Below are 887 nucleotides of genomic sequence, written 5' to 3' on the forward strand. Positions count from 1 at the left end.
CTTCATTGGAGACACTATCAGTTGAAGAGCGAATTGTATTAGATGAGTATGCAAAGGATTTCCGGGTGAAAATTGATGGTGGAAATCAGTGGGTTTAAAGATTGTTTAATCAATCATATTGATTACCATATCTCCTACCGTAATCAAAGTGATGAATCTGAAATACTTCTACTTATTCAGAAATGTCTTTCTCATAAAGGAAAGATTTTAAATCCTGAATATTCTGGTTTCTCGTGGGGAGAGCTATATCTAGCTCTTTCTTTTTTGACCAAACGACAACCAATAACAAAAAGAGAATTAGATAAGGCAATGGGGGTTGAATTTATCTTTTTATCAGCGGATATAATAGATGATTTGTGTGATGGAGACGTATTAGATCCATTATATTTTAAAAACGAATATCCTCGTTTTTTGTTAGTTTCTCAATATTTACTTATGCAAGGACTGATATACTTAACTTATAAGACAAAAGATACTGCAACACGAGATCTTCTCCAACAATTGATACATTCGTGTTGTGGAGAATGGAAAGATATCCAATTTTGTTTTTCAATAGATAAAAAAATAATTTTAAGTGAAGAAGAATATATGAAACTTATTGAAAAGAAATCCGGTCTACTCACAGAAATTATCTTTCGAACTATTAATCCTGAAAATAGAATTTTAAAAGAAATCACATCTTATATAGGGATAGCTGGTCAGCTAAGAAATGATGCTACTGATGCCATGACAGATAATAAAAATGACCTTCAGGACTTAAAGGCTTATCTTCCTTTTTTAAAAGCTTATGAATATAGTTGCAAAACACAGGATAATTTTTTTGAAAATTTAACGGATGAACAAATATCTTCTTCACCTGAAGTTCGGGCATTAGTCCGGGATTACAT

1 protein-coding gene is annotated in these 887 nt (G+C 31.6%); it reads left to right on the plus strand.

Annotation, left to right across the window (positions count from 1 at the left end):
• Window positions 1–72 precede the first annotated feature (72 nt).
• Window positions 73–887, plus strand: an 815-nt coding sequence (locus AC1DJR_RS31730; protein ID WP_477004442.1) for a polyprenyl synthetase family protein, incomplete at its 3' end; no start/stop codon positions are given.

The organism is Bacillus sp. 05T31 (genome assembly GCF_056396725.1).